Below are 15200 nucleotides of genomic sequence, written 5' to 3' on the forward strand. Positions count from 1 at the left end.
TCTGAATTCTCAATTCTGAATTCTCAATTCATTTAATGCTTTTAGATTTGATCAGCAACCTTTCTTTATACTGAAGAATCTTTTTGAATACTTACTCAAAATCCTCATTAAAAAAATCACTGCTTAATTCTAAAATTCTGAATTCTCAATTCTGAATTCTCAATTCATTTTCTATATATTCAATAATTGCTTCAATATCCAAAATCATCTTTTTTTCTCCTGCTGAATTATTGCAATTTCCCTGAAGAAATTTTTCTACAAGTGAATTTGTTTTTTGTTTTTCTGTTGTACTAATATCTTGGCTTTCAACATCGATCAAGTTACCTACTTTTTGCACTAAAATCCCCAGATAACTATCTCGAAATTTTACTTTTACTACCCGAAACTTTTGCTGATAGTATCCAGTAGACAGCAAAGGTTCAAAACCCATCAAATAACCAATATCGACTAACCAGAGAATTTCCCCTTGCCATTGAAATACTCCTGCAACTGAAGTTGGCATACCTGGTATTTGTAAGATTGTTCTATGGTCTAATGTAATTACTTCATCCAATTCACGGGTAGATAATATAACCTCTACAGTCTTAGTAACTTCTAGAGATATAAATTGTTGACTACTATTTAATGATAGTTGTTTTGGCATTGGCTTTTTTAAACTAGCTATCAGCTTTTAGCATTCAGCTATCAGCCTAAATAATTGTGCATAAACTGAGATGCCTAGAAAGCGGAACATTCCGGAATAGAAATTAAATACATATAGCTAAGAAAGAATTGGTTAGGACATACTAATGATGATGAATTTAGAAAGCTGAAATGTTTTTCCAACTCTTCTCTACTCCCTACTCCCTACTCCCTACTCCCTACTCCCTCTTTTCATATTTTTCAAACAACCAATTTTTCTAATGTTGCTACAAGTTCCTCTCGATCAACTGGTTTAGTAACATAAGCAGATGCTCCCTGTTTCATACCCCACTTTTGGTCGATTTTCTCTGATTTACTAGAACAAATAATAATTGGGATATTCGCTGTATTTTCTTGATTTTTTAGTTCTCTACACAAACTATAACCACTTTGACCAGGTAGTACAACGTCCATTAAGATTGCATCAAAATTTTGTTGCACTAAGATAGCTTTAGCTGCTTCTGCTGTAGTTACATTCAAGACATCATATCCTGATTTTTTCAAACAGTCAGTCAGAATAGTAGCTTCTGTTGGACTATCTTCTACAATCAAAACATTTCCCTTTGCCATTGCTTATCTTTCCATATCAAAACTAATTCAATAATAATTCCTAATGATTAATATTATTTAATATGTGGGCAAAAATTTATTTTTCTTCATAAAACTATAGTAATTACCCAGTTGTGTCTCGACAATTGCCTTTTCTTTCTTCTGTGATTTTACTTTGTTTTTCAGGTTAGTTAATTTAGTTAACTTAAAATAAGTAGGGATATTTTCGTCAAAAGTCAAGTAGGTAATTAAATACTATCCTGTTGAAAGGAGCAAATAGGGGTAGTTTTCGCCATCAAAATGATCGAGTCATCCCAATTTCATAAAGTATTGCTACAGTCACGACACAGGGAACATATAACAGAGAATAGTCAAATAAAAACACAATAAAAAAGAGGAAAAAACTGTTTAATTTCTTATAATTTATGGCATTGATGATTTTTTATTGTAGGAATAAATCACCAATTAATACGTAACTGCATAAGCATGAATTTGGTATAAGAATTTAAGGGGGATGAAAAGATAACAGTTGATTATTTTCAGCCTCTGACTTCAGCCAGAGGTACTGATAACTAATAACTAATAACTGATAACTGATAACTGAAATGAATCTACCACCAGCATAAATCAAGCTTCTCAAAGGACTACCCAAAAATATGAAACGAGGTGAGTAGCTAAGTTTATTAACATATTTTAGTGAAATGAGCAATAGCAATATTGACTTATTCTCGATCGGCTCAACTATTTAGTCACAGACAAATGTTTTTTCGATCATGGTTAAAATTTCTTCTGGTTTAGCAGCTTTGTTCAAAAATTCAGCAGGTCCAATTAATTTAGCTCGACTCCGATCTATCAAATTATTCCGAACTGTAAAGATGATTACTGGTATTTTTTCAAATACTGGTGCATTGCGTAAAAATTGATAAACGGTATAACCATTAGCAGTAGGCATTTCTAAGTCAAGAAAAATCAAATCTGGTTGAGCCTCGGCAATTTTCACAAGTCCTTTGATTGGATCTTGTATTCCGATCAAGTCATATCCAGCAGGTTCAACAATCTTCCTTAATCTTTCAGCAACTACTTGACTATCATCAATACAAGCAATTAATAGCTTTTTTTTTGGTGTAGTCTTGTCTCTATTTTTATGAGAAGAAGATAATTTGAAATTCGGTTCTGGGAAATCGGGAATTGTTTGCAATTCTACCAACCCTTTTTTGAGTAAGGGAAGTAAACTATTAGTTACAGCTAATACTGATTTATTTAGTTTGACAGCAAGATCCCACAGAGTTAGATCGCCCTGTAAATATTTACCCCAACCAGATAAAGCTTCTAGGGTAACAGGTTTTTTGGGAACAGGAACAAGGTTAGGGTTGAAACTTTCTAAACCTGCTTTTTTCGATAGATGTTGCATTTGAGTAACTTTAGCGAAAATTGGTTCTATTTCCCGATAAGACAGAGATAAACCAAGGGATAGTTCAGATTTATGATCGGGGTTTACTTCCCATTTATGTATTAGGTCTGGGTGGGTACTCATGGAAAACAATATTTCTAGAGTGACAGTGCGAATGATTGCTTTTGCTTGAGAAATAGTGATTTGATTTTTGCTAACTCCATCATACAGGAGCAAATATTCCCAAGGTTTGTCAGGCTCTAATAGTATTTCTGAGGTTATAGGATTCCAGTCAGGAGAGTGCAATCTGACCCCTCGTTCCCAACGCCTTACTCTGTGGATATTGCTAGTGGTATAGAGCAATCTACCATAGAATATGTTGAGTTTTCCTTCTTTGGCTGGAATATTTAATAATACTTTGCCAGTTGCATTTCCTTGACTAAGTATATCCAAAGTTTTGGCCAATTTGATTAATTGTTTGTTAGTAGACATTGAATTGAAAGTTGCCAAATTAGAATTTGAATAATCCTCAACCTTTGTATATGTCATAACATTATTAGTGTCCATCTATTTAATCGCTGAAAATAAAATTTTCCATTCTTAATTTATCACATTATTATTGCATTAAAGTTAAGATTTATGCAATAATAATGTGACTTCGATCACAGATAAATGTTATTTTACCTAATTAAAAGTGGGGTAAAGTAAGTGATTTTGAAAATATAAAATGAAACTAAGTTATTGATAAAACATACAATGTTCTATTTCTTTATATTCTCAAATATATACCAATTCTTCTAGATTGTTCAACTTAAGTATATTTAAACTGTAGCCAATAAATGGGTGCATCTCATAGCGTGCCAAAATACTTTTTTCCTCCATACCTATTCTTTCTTCCCTGTTCCCAGTTAAGTGTTCCCTGTTCCCTAAAAGCGATAAATTTTTGGCTTTATTCACCCATTGAGATGCACCCCAATAAATGTGATAACTAGCCTCAATAGAGATAGACAAATTTTGGTACATATTTACAACAAATAGAGAGTCATTTCAGTTATCAGTTATCAGTTATCAGTACCTCTGACTGAATTAGGAGGCAAGAAAATCGGAAATTTCCTTTTTTCTACCCTTGTAGAGCGACAGCTCGGCGCACCCAAGGGGAGGCTATTGAGCTTATTTATTGGTCAATAAAAGACAGGAATCACAGATTCATCAGTAATATAAAATCCGGTTTAGCTCGTATCTTGACCATGAGGGTAACCACAGAATGTATAGCACTACAAAAAAGTGTTAGGACATTGATCCAGTTGAAATTCTTTACAAGCAATAGTTTTTACTTGAGCTGAAGTTAGCAGTTACGACCCTGGAGATTAGCTGGAAAGCGGAGCATTCCGGCACGGAAATCCTTAAAGCTATAAAAGTTCATTAATTGATAATGGATAATTACCTTAATGAAAACCGAGAGGTGGAAATAATAATAAATCTCCTAAGCTTTTTTTCTCCTGAACTGAAGTTATTACACCAAAAAGGATTAATCATCAATTATCCATTGGTAAAATCCCTTGTTCTCAAGAGATTTTGTCAAACTACCTTTTTGAAGTTTGCTATAATGTTAAAATTATGGGTATTTAAAGTTACTACTAGCATGTCTAGCTTGAAAATGTGGGTAAAACCTAACCCCCCGACCCCCTTCCTCTCCCCCCTTACCCCACGAGTGAAAGGGGGGAAGAGGGAAGGGGGAGAAATACTCCCCTCTCCTACAAGGAGAGAGGTCGGGGGAGAGGTCTTCGGTGGTTGCTCGCTCCTTACCGACATTAAGTCTAGACGTGCTACTACAATTATTAAAACGATTAATTTGATGGTAAAAAAAACTTATGTTAGAACTCCACTGTCACACTACTTACTCCGACGGAACCCTAACTCCTACAGAATTGGCGATTAAAGCAGCAAATTGCGGGGTACAAGGATTAGCCATAACAGATCACGATACATTATCTGGTTGTGATGAAGCAATTAATATCGCTTCTGACTACAACATAGAAATAATACCTGGTTTAGAATTAAGTACAGTTCATAATAATTGTTCTCTTCATATTCTGGGGTTTTATCCAGATGCTAATAAGTTACTCCCACCGTTGAAAGAGCGCATTGCTGGTAGACATCGACGCGCCCAGTTGATGGCAGAAAACTTAGCTGAGTTAGGATATCCTATCGAGTTGCCAAAAATGGAGGGGGGAGTAGCACCAGGAAGACCACATATTGCGATGGCTTTGGTTAAAGCGGGTTATGTGCGATCGCCTCAAGAAGCTTTTGAACGTTGGTTAGGGGATGATAAACCTGCTTATGTTCATTATGAGAAGTTTTCTATAGTTGAAGGTATTAGTTTACTGCGTAGTTGTGGAGCGGTTGCCGTTTGGGCGCATCCCTATCTTTTCCGTGGGGGAAAGGTGGAAGAGGTATTACCCGAAATGGTAGAAGCGGGTTTGATGGGATTAGAAGTTTTTCATCCCTGTCACTCTCCGACTAAAGTACAAAATTTAAAAGAGTTGTGTAAAAATTATGGGTTATTGATGACTGGTGGGAGTGACTATCACGGACCAAATAGTCAGGGAAAAGAGGAAACTACTTTAAATATGCTGAATTTACCAATGGAGTTGCTTGCACCGATAAAGCAAGCTGCTTTCAGAAGTTAGAAGTTTAGAATTAGGTTTGTACTCAAGTGATTAATGTTTATTCTAATCAGGACTTACATATAAACCTTATATCTAGTAGGGGCGATTTCCTACGGAATGCTCCGCAAAGGCAAATCGCCCCTACAGATGCTGTATAATTATAAATTATTTGTAAGTCCTGAATATCTTAACAACTTTTGAATTTTTGAGTTCTAGTTAAGCTATAGACTTAATTTTTGCTGCCTATTCCCTATTCCCTATTCCCTATTCTCTTTTCCCTTTTCCAAGTATGAGTTATTCAAAAAAAATCAAAAATATTATTTCCAAATTTTTGTGGCTAGTCTTGACATTATTAATTACAAGTTGTCAGACAAAGCTTATAGAAGTTAAAGTTTTACAAAATCTGGTTTATGGGAATTATAACTTTCAAAATCAGGAAAAATCACTGCTTTTAGATTTATATTTACCAGAGAAAAAACCAGATAAACCTTTACCTCTATTAATCTATATTCATGGCGGAGGTTGGCTAGGCGGAACAAAAGAATATTGCCCTGGTAAAATTGTCGTGCAAAGAAATTATGCGATGGCTTGTATTAGTTATAGATTTAGTAATGAAGCTCTATTTCCTGCCCAAATTCAGGATGTTAAAAATGCAGTGCGTTGGTTGCGAAAAAATGCAGATAAATATGATTTAGACACCAATAGTTTTGGTGTTTGGGGACCTTCTGCTGGGGGGCATTTAAGTGCTTTATTAGGAACATCAGCAGGGGTAAAAGAATTGTCAGAAACAGATAATAATCAAGAAATATCTAGTGCGGTACAAGCTGTTTGTGCATGGTATCCACTTACAGATTTTACAAAGGTTCCTCCCACTTTTGAAGAACCTATTACTGCTGCTGTTGAGGAAAAGTACAAAGACAAAGAATGGTATGCTTATACCCTAGTAACCCATAAATTATTAGGAGGACCTGTATCACAGAAATTAGAATTATCAGCTCTGGCTAATCCTATTACTCATATTGATGATCAAGACCCACCTTTTCTAATTATGCACGGAGAAAAAGATAAAGTTATACCAATAAGCCAAAGTGTTTTATTAGCAGATGCTTTATCAGAAAAAGGTGTAGAAGTTGAGTTAGTTAGAAAACCTGACTGGGGACATTATCATGGTAGGGGGGTAGCTTTTGATCCTGGTTTGATGGATATGGCAATAGATTTTTTTGATAAACATTTGAAGTAAGAAAGAAAATAAGCTCAGGATCTCAAAGACATAACAAACTATATTGTTTCTACTCTACTCTTTGTGGTTTTTCCACAAAAAAACTATCTGCAAATAATTGTGGTTCTTTAAAGCTTTTATAGCTTACCAAAAGCAATATCTAATACCTGGGGGCTGAATACTTACAGTCAAAATTTACGTTTAAAATTTACGTTCAATTCTCAATGGTTGACCGGGAGAAAGTTTTTTAATTTCAGTTGTTAAATCATGCCAAGGTTGTAATTGATTAATTTGAAAAGTGCGACTCATTACTACATAAATAGAAGTTTGGTCACAACCAATACCTGCATTAATTACATCCAACCAAGACTTAGAAAAAAGTTCATCTGTAATATGCCAACTTCCATCTTCATATTTAAAATTGCGCTTGAAATGAAAAGGTGTATCTTGCTTACCAGTAATCAGAATTTTTTGTAATATTTTTCTAATTAAATTTGGGGAAAAACGCCCAAAAGTTAACATTACTAACCTGAGAATTATTAATTTCAGAGGTGACATTTGAGTTTGTTTTGCCCAACCCATATTACCTGAAATAGTCAACTCCTCCTGAGATATTTTCACATCATAATTACCGCTCAAATGACTAACAGCATTTAAAACTTTTTTCCCTTTTCTAACTTGCAGGGATAAATTAGTATCAGAAGCAACTAATTTTTGGTTACGAAATAACTTAAAAACACCACCTTTATTCAGACTCACATATAATTCTGTTCCTGGTCGTCGTTTAATCAAAATTTGAGCTTCTTTTAACCAAATACTAGCAACATCACGATTGATATCAACAGGTCTTTCAATAACAAAATCTCGCCATGCTAACAAATAATTCCAGGTATGATGACCAATAATATGATCGTCTGCATAACAAGGAGCTAAACCATTTTTTAAACCCATTAAAAATTGGTCGTTAATCGACAAAGCAGCAGGCAACCATTTACCAACTAATTCAAATCCGTGAGGAAAAAAGTTATAGGTATTACGACTAGCATATTCTCCACCAAAAGAACCATCAGGATGAATAAATTGGGTAGCTAATTCGACTGCTTTAGTAATAATATATTTTAATTTTTCACTCTTGTTTAATTCATAAATTCTGGCTAAACAAGATATTGTCAGAGTATGATAACCAGGGTCAAAACCAGAATATTCTGTAAACCATCCTTCCTGACTCTGCCAACTTAATAATCTTGACAAACGATTTGTTTTTGCTGTATCCCATTTAGAAGTTTCTAATAATCTACTTAGTAATTCCAAAGATAAAACAATTAATGCTTCATGGTTAGCCAATTTGCCACTTTCATAATGATGAACTAACCAATCTGCTCGTTTCTCAAAAAAACTGAGGATTTCATAGTTATTTAATCCTAATATTTGATAACTTTCAATACTAGCTAATAAAGAAAAAGCTGTTGCTCCACTTGCTCTTTCAAATGGGAAATAATCATCACTAGAACCGTCAGGATGAGCAGTATGGGCAGCATATAAAATTCCTGCTTCTACCCATTTATGTATCATTTCCTGGAGATAATATGGATTATTAGGAATTTCTAAACTATAAGCTAAGGCTAAAGGTAAGACAAATTCTTGAGCCATACCACTTGGAAAGTCTATAATTTTATAATGCCAAAAATTGCGGTCGAAACAGCCGTAGGTGGGGCTATGTAAATTGCGGTCGAGCAATGTCAAAATTTTTGGTATTTGAGCTAATGCTTCTTCAGCAAATAGGTCTCTCATCTGAATTTTTTCGGTCTTAGCTTTGTCATTTTTACTGGAGGATAAATGAGATTCTATATCTGATAAATCAGTTTGATTGGTAGTTATAGGTGACTCAGGATTTTGCATATCTTTTTTAGGGAGTAGGGATTAGTTATAAGTTAGGAGCAATAGTATATTTTTTCAATAAATTTTTGAGGATTTTAGTCAACGGATACTTTAGCTTGACTAAAAAATTCAGGTATAAAATCTCTTAGCTAATTTATCTATGATAGAAGAATTAATTCTGAATTGTAAGCATTCAGGTATTAGCATTCAGCATTCAGCTTTCAGTTTTTCCGTGGTAATAATTCTGCACTAAGTAATTAATTAATTAAGAAAGATTAGCTCAAATACTTTTAGAGTAACTTTTAATTTTTGCTCAATCTTCAAAAAGAATAAGTTAATAGCTGACAGCTGAATGCTTACTCTCAATTCTTAATTCTCAATTCTTAATTCTCAATTCTTACAATCTTGTCTGCGCATTCGAACTTGAATTTCGTCCATAATTCTCCGATTTGCTGCCATTAAATCTGCTATTAAACCTAATATCCATAACTGAAATCCAACTAAGACTAAGATTGTTGCTCCAATCAAAGTCGGTACCATAGTTTTTTCATATCCACTAAAAAAGAAAAATAACCAACGGATACCAGAAATTAATCCAAAACTAAAAGGCACACTTCCTAACATTAGGAAAAAACGTAGGGGTTTGTAAAGTAAAAAAATTCTGAGGATAGTAAATAGAGAACGTAATACATAAGAAGGGGTACTTCTAACCAGTCGGGAAGGTCTTAATACACTATTAGTTCTAATAGGAATTGATGTTATTTTTATGCCTTTTTGCCCTCCTTGAATAATAGTTTCTAGGGTATAAGTATAGGCGTTAAATACATTAAGTTGTATGGCAGCTTCTAGACTAAAAGCGCGAAACCCACTAGGTGCATCTGGAACATTTGTATTACTAGCTATTCTTACTGCCCAACTCCCTAATTTTTGCAGTAATTTTTTACTATAAGAAAAGTGCTTAGTTTTCCAAATTGGTCGTTCCTCAACTACAATTTCTGGTTGGTGCAAAATAATAGGTTGAATTAAATAAGGAATATCATCGGCACAATATTGATTATCTGCATCAGTATTAACAATAATATCTGCTCCTGCTTTTAAACTAGCTTCTAAACCTGCCATAAATTCTTTGGCTAAACTAACAATATGATCTACTCCATATTCTTTAGCAACTTCAACTGTTCGATCTTGACTACCATCATTAATTATTAGCCATTCAATAATGTCTACTCCTGGCAGTTGTCGAGGCAAAGCAGTTAGAGTTATTCTTAAAGATTCTTCTTTGTTGTAGCAAGGTATTTGAATAATTAATTTTGTCATTAGATATATATTTAGCTCTCAACGAATCTTAATATAAACTAGCTATTTAAGCATAATAATTTGGAAATAGAGTATCATTATTTTGAATTTAAAAACCAAAATTTGCTTTGGCTTTTAAATTTTGACTTTTGACTTGAGCTATATTTTCTGTATTTGGCCTTGTTGGAAATTAAAAACTGTAGTCCTTCTCGCGTAATGGTAGATAAGAAGAAGCAATACCTCGCACAGGAGCAAGATCCTCTCACTGTCGTGCCTCGCAACAACAATAATTACAATCCACGACATGACAATTCACAACCACCTAAAAACTAAGGGAATCGCAAAAAATAAATTATCTCATTTTTTGGTTTTACCTGCTGCTTTTGCTGCCTCTACTTCCTACTCCAATAAATTTTTTGAAATTTTACAATTCAATACAAAACCTTTACGGAAATATACTGATACTGGATGAAGGATATATAATAAAGATTAATTCTGAGCATATACAATACTTAATTAGTTATAATAAATTTGGGATACAGTTAACATATACTGAACATCTTTGAGAGTTAATCTATAAAGACGATCAAAAAAAAGCCTGATTTTGTTTGAAGGGAGGTAGCAATCAAATAAGTTAGTCTCCAAGAGTTAGCATTAACTTAGCTAAGGCAAGATTCCTGAACTAGAGATTACCATCGGAGGTCTAAAGTTGGCTTGATAAATATAATTGCTTTCTTTGACTGCCCTGTAATGCAAATAACAGGTAAACAAGCTCGTTGATTTACTTTATTAATTAGCTCTGAAATTCTACCAACTTCCCATCTAAATATTTATACTAACTACGAATTTTTATTGACAAGTTTTTTATCAGGGTAAGCATCAGTTTCAAACAGATAAAAAAAATATCTATCTTAGACTCCATTAACTGCGTCTAAGATAAAAAACTCTGAGGAAAAAAAACATGAATATACAACAAATTCCCAGTTATATCGGTTTAATTCAATCCTTATTAGTTTCCCCTGCGGGTAATGAAAAGAAAATTTTACAAGCTAATCAAAATTTGCTAGACCGGGGATTAGTTCAAGTAATGAGAAAAACAGCCAAAGTTAAGAGAAAAATAGGTGATTTGAATGCCCAATGGTTGGAAAATTTGGCAACAATGTTAGAGACAAATTTAGAAGATACTTCCCTGTCTGTGGATGAGGAAAAATCTCTAATTTTCCTGATGCAAATATTGCAAGTAATCTCAGATAATGACGGAAAACTTGAAGCTGCTTATTCATTGTTAAAATATAATCAGGATATACTCAATGAAAATTTATTAAGAGTTCTCAAAATTTGGGCAGGAAAAAATCTGCCAAAAATGGAACCAAAATTAGCAGAAAATATTGCTCTAGATATTGTGAATTTCAGTAACCTAATTCTACAATTTCCTTTGGGTAATCAAAGTAATAATGTAGAAATAGCAATAGTAGGTTATGAAATTGCTTTAAAAGTTTTATCCTGTCAAGAATTTCCCCAAGTTTGGGCAACTATTCAAAATAATTTGGGCAGTAGCTACCAAAAACGTACTATTGGAAACTTGGAAGAAAATATAGAAGTGGCGATCGCTTGTTATTATGCAGCTCTTGAAGTTAGGACTAATTCTGCATTACCTGAAGCATGGGCAACTACTCAAAATAATTTGGGTAATGCTTATCAACAACGTATTGCGGGAAAAAGAAAAGAAAATTTGGAGAATGCTATTAGTTGTTACCAGAAAGCTTTAACTGTAAGAAGTTTAGAAAAGTTGCCTCAAGAGTGGGCGAGTACCCAAAATAATCTGGGTAGTGCTTACCATGAACGTATTGCTGGAGAAAAAAAGGAAAATATTGAAGAGGCGATCGCTTGTTATAATTTGGCTCTCAAAGTACGAACTCAGGAAAAATTTCCCTTAGACTGGGCAACTACTCACAATAATCTGGGAAATGTTTATCTAGAGCGGATGGTGGGAAATAGAAAAGATAATCTGGAAGAGGCGATCGCTTGTTTTGTCAGAGCGCAAGAGGTTTATACTCAGGAAAGTTATCCTGTTTATTGGGAAATAATTTCTCATAATTTGGGTATTGTCTACGACGAACAAAGGTTAAGAAAGGTAAGTTGAACGTTTGCTATTAATTTAGTCGTTATTTTGCTTTTTGCTTTGCTGTAGGGATGTTCTACGCAACGTCCCTACTTTTCTAATGAATAGTTATATCAAGTCCGGATGATTAGGTAGGGTTTGCTGAAAAAGTCTTATGGGTCAGGGTAGGAGTCAGGAGTAGTAGGGGCGATTCGCGTTTGCGGAGTATTCCGGCACGGAAATCGCCCGTACAGGATAAGTGGGAATTATAGAGGAGGCAGGAGGAAGAATAGTAAGAGTGATTTTTCTGCCATAATCTATCCAAAATGCTCACTTTTTGAGCTTTATCAACCAAAAAGCTGGTACTTTTTCTAGACTAAAAATGCTAAAACCTTTATCTGTAAATGCTTTAATATTTAATCAGCAAGCCCTAGTGGACCGACACACCTTAAATGGTGCGTTAGATGTGAGGTGTGGTCCGGGTGGGGAGAAAAAGACACCTAGAAACAAAAAATCTATTGCACAGTTTTAGCTGTGTCAGTCTACTAGGTATAGAACCCATTTGGGATCTATGCGCGAATTATAGATGGAGAGTAGGGGAGTAGGGGAGATGATGAAGTTAGGAGTCCTAGATTTTACCTTTTTCCTCTATATATTCTACTGACTCCTGACTCCTGACTCAGGAGAGAAGAGGGGGAGAAAGAAAGTATAAAAAGGAGAACGTTTTTTGGTAGTCCTGCATTGTAATGGTGAAGATATATATTTTTTAATTTCTTCTCACGCTCTTACACCTCTCACACTCCCCACACTCCTCACATTTCCTCTACCATTACTATGCACCACTACCAACTCCTTTATCGGTTTCCGCTGAAGTAGAAACTACAAAACCAGGTAAATTTTGGGTTGATGAACGCATCATTAAAATTTCCTACTACGGAGTATAGAACCCCTGAAGGTATTTATTTTTTTATAAATGATGGGGGTAGGGTAGTGTGGGAAGTGTGCGGAGGGTGGGGAGATGGGAGCCGCTTATTCTACCTTTTTCCCCTCTGAGTATTTCTTAATCTCCTGAGGACTGTACGGGCGTTAACGATAGTTATGCGAAGCTAACGGCCGTTTCGCGGAGCGACATGAAACGCCCCTACGAGGACTGAGGACTGAGCCAAAAACTCGCAACAAAGCCCAAGATACGCTTAGGGCTTCTATATATCATCAAAAACAATCAATTAGAAATGTATTGTTTTGGCAATGGTGGTTATCATAAAGTGGTTATCATAAAAATGTCTCCTAACGAACAGGGGCAATATTTAAAAGTAATATATCAGTGAGTTTGAGCAAGATTTACTGCCTAAGCAAAAAAACGTACTGCTATAAAGATGAATGCTTTTGCATAACATTACAGTAAATGCTAATTATCTCAATTATCTAAGATAATAATTCCACTGTTCCCCGATATCCATCTACCCTAACTTTTTGCCCATCTTGTAAACGAGTCATCGCTCCAGAAATATTCATTACTGCTGGAATACCATACTCCCGCGCAATAATAGCTCCGTGGGATAACTGCCCCCCCACCTCAGCAATAATACCTTTTGCCTTCAACAACAAAGGTGCCCAACCAGCATCCGTATAAGGCACAACTATAATTAGATTTTCCGACTCAGCAAGATTTACCTCTAAACTCCGACAAATCTTGACATAACCTTCCACACAACCAACACTTCCTGGTATCCCTTGTAAAATAGAAACATTTTCCTCACTAGAGAAAGTTTCCCTACTTTCTTGAGGTAATACATTCCCATAAACTACCGAGGGAACTTGGCGATCGCCATCTTTTTCCAACTGTTCCTTTCTTTGACGGATAAGTTGTTTGAGTTGCGGGGGGCTAGGGAGTTGGGGAGTTGGGGAGATATCAAGGGGAGTTAGGGGGAATAGATCCTCAAACATTTCCTCATATTCTTCAACTCCTATAGTATTTGTTGGGTTTCCTTCGTCAACCCAACCTACAGAAGATTCTGTCATTCCCTCCTTCTCAAGGGGGTTTAGGGAGCATCTTTTTGTTGAGTTTTCTCCTTCAAGCCAACCTACACTACCTTCTTGATTTTTTTCTTTTGATAAAATCCATTGGCGAATTTCCGCAAATTCCAAATAAAAAATATCTCCTTTTTGCTCAAAAATTCCTACTTCTAATCCATATTTTTCTATTGCCAAAAACGTCTGTCGTAAATAAGCTAAAAGTTTTCCATAAACTTCAGCAATTTTACCTTTAGTTCTTGCACGCTTTGCACATTGCGCCAGTCGCCACCTCTGCCACAAATTTAAAGAATTTACTGTATTGACTGATAACTGATAACTGTTAACTGATAACTGATTCTGAGCCATTGCAAATAATAAGTCACGAAAATTATCTGGCTTTTCTCCCCAAGTTGCCACAGAAATATCCGTACCAACCTCACTCAAATAACCATAACTTTCTAACCATTGCTGAAACTCCTTTTGTAATTCCCGATTTTTATCAAACTCTGCCTCTATTTCCCCATCAGAATTAGTTGTCATTTTTAACTTAACTGCCAACTGTTGTAATTCTCGAATCGAAACAATTTCTGGAGCAGTATCAGTAGGCAACCATTCCTCAGAAATACTAAACAGCGATCGCCTAATTGCCAAACCTATCGGACCCAAAATATTATAAAAAGTAATTGGTATTAACGATATCTGAATTCTTTCCGCTATATCTAATAATTCTGATAAAGACTGAGACGAATTCTGTTTAAAATTATTCTCTAAACTTTCTAAAGCAGGAACAAAAATTTGATGATAGTCACGCTCAAACTCATTATCAACCGCTATTTCTTTTTGAATCAAACGCCATAAACCAGGCAAAGCAGACCAAACTTTTCTTAAAGGAGGTTTTCCCATTTTTTGCCCTCGTAATAAAAACTCTAAACCCTGCTCCGGCAAACCCATCATTCTAAAAATTTCCCCTAACAAAGTAGCATTAAAATAAGCATGGGAACCGAGCAAAGTTGCCGTTTCCGTAAAATCTAAATTTGCTACCTTTTCCCCTAAAACAATTGTAAAAATTTCTCCCCAAACCCCACAAGTCAGAGGACGATTTATCGACCAAGTTAAAGGATGAATTGCTCCGGGAATTACCTCTGCTGCAATAGTTCGCGTCCAGATAGGTCTCAAATTAGTAATCGGACGACTTTGCAAAATCCAAACTTTTTCCCCATCCCAACACCATTCAATATCTTGAGGCAAACCATGAAAAAATTCTTCAATTGCTTCTGCTTGATTTACTAATTCTTGAATAATTTCTTCAGGCAAAATATCCTGATTTTCTAGCTGCTCTAAAGATGGATTTTTATCTTTATCTTTTGGGTTGAATAGCCTGTTGTCTACAGAGTGTTTAAA

The 15200-nt window shown here is 35.0% G+C and carries 11 protein-coding genes; 4 read left to right on the forward strand and 7 right to left on the reverse strand.

Translation table 11 applies throughout. The features are described 5' to 3' along the window. Window positions 1–145 precede the first annotated feature (145 nt). From ACP6PK_RS04340 to ACP6PK_RS04355, 4 genes are all read right to left on the reverse strand, one after another. On the reverse strand, window positions 146–643 hold the full coding sequence (locus tag ACP6PK_RS04340; RefSeq protein WP_426558071.1) for a chemotaxis protein CheW: 498 nt from the start codon (window positions 641–643) through the stop codon (window positions 146–148). Window positions 644–882: 239 nt separating this feature from the next. Next, window positions 883–1251 (reverse strand): response regulator transcription factor, encoded by a 369-nt coding sequence (locus tag ACP6PK_RS04345; RefSeq protein ID WP_426558073.1) that lies wholly within the window; start codon window positions 1249–1251, stop codon window positions 883–885. Window positions 1252–1975: 724 nt separating this feature from the next. Beyond that, window positions 1976–3169 (reverse strand): response regulator, encoded by a 1194-nt coding sequence (locus ACP6PK_RS04350; protein WP_426558075.1) that lies wholly within the window; start codon window positions 3167–3169, stop codon window positions 1976–1978. Between the two features lie 228 nt (window positions 3170–3397). Continuing rightward, window positions 3398–3643 (reverse strand): hypothetical protein, encoded by a 246-nt coding sequence (locus ACP6PK_RS04355; protein WP_426558077.1) that lies wholly within the window; start codon window positions 3641–3643, stop codon window positions 3398–3400. A gap of 848 nt (window positions 3644–4491) precedes the next feature. Here ACP6PK_RS04355 and ACP6PK_RS04360 point away from each other — a divergent pair. Beyond that, window positions 4492–5310 carry a PHP domain-containing protein gene (locus ACP6PK_RS04360; protein ID WP_426558079.1) on the forward strand — a complete coding sequence of 273 codons (819 nt, stop codon included), beginning with the start codon at window positions 4492–4494 and terminating at the stop codon, window positions 5308–5310. A 268-nt stretch (window positions 5311–5578) separates the two neighbouring features. Beyond that, a complete protein-coding gene (locus tag ACP6PK_RS04365) occupies window positions 5579–6529 on the forward strand; it encodes an alpha/beta hydrolase fold domain-containing protein (RefSeq protein ID WP_426558081.1) in 951 nt (316 codons plus the stop codon). Between the two features lie 180 nt (window positions 6530–6709). Here ACP6PK_RS04365 and ACP6PK_RS04370 read toward each other — a convergent pair whose 3' ends face one another. Together ACP6PK_RS04370 and ACP6PK_RS04375 are read right to left on the reverse strand one after the other, a co-directional pair. After that, complete coding sequence (locus ACP6PK_RS04370) at window positions 6710–8299, reverse strand: hypothetical protein (RefSeq protein WP_094672492.1); 1590 nt, start codon at window positions 8297–8299, stop codon at window positions 6710–6712. Window positions 8300–8776: 477 nt separating this feature from the next. Continuing rightward, entirely contained in the window at window positions 8777–9703 is a 927-nt protein-coding gene (locus ACP6PK_RS04375; RefSeq protein ID WP_426558083.1) for a glycosyltransferase family 2 protein, read from the reverse strand. A 940-nt stretch (window positions 9704–10643) separates the two neighbouring features. On the opposite strand from ACP6PK_RS04375, the gene ACP6PK_RS04380 reads away from it, so the two are divergent. Then, a complete protein-coding gene (locus tag ACP6PK_RS04380; protein ID WP_426558085.1) occupies window positions 10644–11825 on the forward strand; it encodes a tetratricopeptide repeat protein in 1182 nt (393 codons plus the stop codon). 340 nt (window positions 11826–12165) lie between these two features. Next, on the forward strand, window positions 12166–12315 hold the full coding sequence (locus ACP6PK_RS04385; protein ID WP_426558087.1) for a hypothetical protein: 150 nt from the start codon (window positions 12166–12168) through the stop codon (window positions 12313–12315). 893 nt (window positions 12316–13208) lie between these two features. Here ACP6PK_RS04385 and ACP6PK_RS04390 read toward each other — a convergent pair. Next, the coding region (locus tag ACP6PK_RS04390) for a PEP-utilizing enzyme (protein ID WP_426558089.1) at window positions 13209–15200 on the reverse strand (1992 nt) is incomplete at its 5' end.

It is taken from the genome of Dapis hubbardiae BLCC-M172 (assembly GCF_050016015.1).
Lineage (GTDB): Bacteria > Cyanobacteriota > Cyanobacteriia > Cyanobacteriales > Microcoleaceae > Trichodesmium.

Coding starts and splice junctions, on each gene's coding strand:
- ACP6PK_RS04340 (WP_426558071.1), bottom strand. CDS start 643: ATGCCAAAACAACTATCATTAAATAGTAGTCAACAATTTATATCTCTA.
- ACP6PK_RS04345 (WP_426558073.1), bottom strand. CDS start 1,251: ATGGCAAAGGGAAATGTTTTGATTGTAGAAGATAGTCCAACAGAAGCT.
- ACP6PK_RS04350 (WP_426558075.1), bottom strand. CDS start 3,169: ATGACATATACAAAGGTTGAGGATTATTCAAATTCTAATTTGGCAACT.
- ACP6PK_RS04355 (WP_426558077.1), bottom strand. CDS start 3,643: ATGTACCAAAATTTGTCTATCTCTATTGAGGCTAGTTATCACATTTAT.
- ACP6PK_RS04360 (WP_426558079.1), top strand. CDS start 4,492: ATGTTAGAACTCCACTGTCACACTACTTACTCCGACGGAACCCTAACT.
- ACP6PK_RS04365 (WP_426558081.1), top strand. CDS start 5,579: ATGAGTTATTCAAAAAAAATCAAAAATATTATTTCCAAATTTTTGTGG.
- ACP6PK_RS04370 (WP_094672492.1), bottom strand. CDS start 8,299: ATGAGAGACCTATTTGCTGAAGAAGCATTAGCTCAAATACCAAAAATT.
- ACP6PK_RS04375 (WP_426558083.1), bottom strand. CDS start 9,703: ATGACAAAATTAATTATTCAAATACCTTGCTACAACAAAGAAGAATCT.
- ACP6PK_RS04380 (WP_426558085.1), top strand. CDS start 10,644: ATGAATATACAACAAATTCCCAGTTATATCGGTTTAATTCAATCCTTA.
- ACP6PK_RS04385 (WP_426558087.1), top strand. CDS start 12,166: ATGCTAAAACCTTTATCTGTAAATGCTTTAATATTTAATCAGCAAGCC.